This window comes from Planktothrix serta PCC 8927, from assembly GCF_900010725.2.
Taxonomy (GTDB): domain Bacteria; phylum Cyanobacteriota; class Cyanobacteriia; order Cyanobacteriales; family Microcoleaceae; genus Planktothrix; species Planktothrix serta.
In genome coordinates this window covers 1-2976 of sequence record NZ_LR734881.1, presented here as the reverse complement: position 1 = coordinate 2976, position 2976 = coordinate 1, and the positions used below count along the sequence as shown (strand labels likewise).

Here is a 2976-nt window from a genome sequence, read left to right as displayed (position 1 = left end):
AATCCTGATAATGGAGAAGTGGTATTTACTCCAAATCCGGGTTATATTGGGCCAGCGAGTTTTGAATATACAGTTAATGATGGTAACGGCGGAATTAGCACCGCAACTGTTAATATTACGNAAGAAGTGTTAGAAATTTTAATAGAAGAGTATCAAGCAGACGGAAAACCTTTACCTATTCCTAATTTGACTGTTTTGGAAAGAAATAAGGTTTTGGAAGTAGGATAGGAATATTATCTTTTGACCTAATCAGATTAATAGAAAGGATAGAGTCCTAAATCAGGTTAGAAATTGATCAGTTAACAACTGTTTCCTGTTCTAAAAGTGCATAGCACTATAACTAGATCAAGAACAGAAATTTAAAAATATTCATAGGAAATCAGGATTTATTTTGAAAAATTATACAAAAATAGTAAAGTTTGAGTTTTTGAAGATCTATATCTTAGGTATAAGCACGAAAGAAATTTCACTCGCTACAATGAAATTGATTTGAACAGCTTAAACTTAGCTGTATAGGCTGTTTAAGCTCTGGATTCCCTTTGAAATATAGATGATTAGCCTAAACCTAAAATCTGGATAAAAGGTTTCGGTGACAGCGATATTTGCATCTAAAAAATCAACTACAATCTCATCCTTTATTAAAATTAGGACTATCTCGGTATGTCATTACAACAGCAAAAAAAAGCCATCGTTTTTATTGATACTCGTGTTGAAGATTATCAAATCTTATTACAGGAAGTTGAACCAACCGCAGAAGTTATTGTTTTTTCTCCCAAGCAAGATGGAATTGAAGAAATAACTTTTCTTCTGGCTCACCGTAAAAATATTCAATCTCTCCATATTATTTCTCACGGAAGTCCAGCAGAAATACAATTAGGAAATACTAAATTAAATGTTAATACTATAACTCAATATACACCTCAAATTCAACAATGGAAAACCGCTTTTACAAAAAATGCTAATTTATTATTATATGGTTGTAATGTTGCTAGGGGGAGTGTAGGTAAATCTTTTATTCATCACTTAGCTCACCTGGCTAAAATTGATGTCGCCGCCTCTAATGACTTAACGGGAAATGCCGCATTAGGAGGAAATTGGAATTTAGATGTAAGAATAGGAAAAATTGAAACTCCATTGTGTTTGAGTGCAGAAGCGATCGCAAATTATAAGGGAATATTATCTGAACCTGCGATTAACTTTACGGGAATTTTTGTGGAAAATGGGGAAATTAGTTACGAAGCACCAGGTGCTAACGACCCCAATACAATCTACACAATGAACTATGCTGGAAACAACAATACATTCAACTCCTTTAATATTGTTACTCCCAATGATGGGACTATTCCCTATGAAATTATTAAAAATTTAGACGTTCTGGAAATTCAACGAAAAGATAACCCTCAAGTCCAAGGAAATAGGGATATCCTTTGGTTTGATGGAGCGGCAAATGGCACAACAATTAATCTAAATTCTGGGTATAATAGCAGCATGGAAGTTGCTCTAAAAACTCCTATTCTAAACTTAGGGACTGACAATGTTTTTACTAATGCGGAAAATACCAATGACAACAATAATAATATTGAAAGAATAGACTTTATTGAACCCGGAGGCTTGATTTCACCAACGGCTAATAATAGCATTGGTTTTATATTAGTTGAACGAGGAAGTGTGGGTTTGAATGACCCCGTTATTATCACTCCGATTTTAGAGATTGACGAACAAAATAATCCGACTGTTTTCGGCGGTTTAATTAACATTAGTGATGGAGATTGGGGAAATTCTGGACTTCCAGATGTGATTCCCCAAATTACTCGCAAAGATGTCAATGATAACGTTCAACAGGAGGAAATGCGTTGGTCTTTCGCCAGTACAACACAAAGTATTGGTGGCGTTTATGTCAGCTTTGCAGATTTAGGAATTAACCCTGGGGAAACTTTCTATGGTTATGCTATATTTCCGGCGGATATAACGGCTGATATGGATTTAATTGGGTTATCGGATGTTCCCTTAAATACGACTCAAGAATTAGGCGGTTTAGATGTTATTACCGGAGGATTATTAGCCAGTGCTATTAATATTTCTCCCACCAGTAGTAACAGCAATGTCACCACTTTAGAAGATACTTCCTATAGTTTTGTTGCGGCTGATTTCCCCTTTAATGACCTCAATACTGGGGATAGTTTACAAACAGTAAAAATTACCAGTCTTCCCACCCAAGGAATACTTAACTTGAGTGGTCAAGCGGTTACAATTGATCAAATAATTCCTATTACAGAAATTGGTCTATTAACCTTTGCTTCCCCTCTGAATGCAAATGGTGACAATTACGCGAATTTTAGCTTCCAAGTCAGTGATGGAACTGATTTTAGTGGTAACAATATCCTCACCGTTAATGTTACTCCTGTTAATGACGCGCCTGAAATTAATAACCTCAATAATAATCCCAGTTATACTCTAGGAGGAAATCCGGTAGTTCTCGATAACAATGCCATTATCAATGATGTAGAATTAGATGTTGCTAATAATTATGCTGGATCTACTCTCACCTTAACTCGCAATGGTGGAGCTAATTCCAATGATGTTTTTAGTGAAAGTGGCACATTAGGAGCCCTTACCCCAGGGGAAAATCTGACGCTTAATGGTACTGTAATAGGAAGTGTCACTGACAATAGTGGGGGTCAACTTCTCCTCACCTTCACGAATGCGACAGCAACTCAAGTGGATACGGTTTTACAACAAATTGCTTATTCCAATAGTGGCGATACTTCAGAAACAGTTACTATTAACTATACGTTCAATGATGGTAATACGGGAGCCCAAGGTACAGGAGGAGCTTTAACCGCTACAGGTAGTCTTACTGTTAATATTAATACACCACCCAATGAACCCCCAACAGCAACCAACGATACTGCTACAACTCAACAGGATACTCCGGTTATTTTAAACCCTTTAAATAATGATACCGACCCCAATGGA

The 2976-nt window shown here is 36.3% G+C and carries 2 protein-coding genes; both read left to right on the top strand.

From position 1 onward, the window contains the following. Window positions 1–18 precede the first annotated feature (18 nt). Window positions 19–228, top strand: coding sequence for an Ig-like domain-containing protein (locus PL8927_RS28135; RefSeq protein ID WP_456319747.1), 210 nt, complete (start codon window positions 19–21; stop codon window positions 226–228). A 432-nt stretch (window positions 229–660) separates the two neighbouring features. Next, a partial coding sequence (locus PL8927_RS23345; protein ID WP_156093305.1) for a DUF4347 domain-containing protein occupies window positions 661–2976 on the top strand: 2316 nt, incomplete at its 3' end.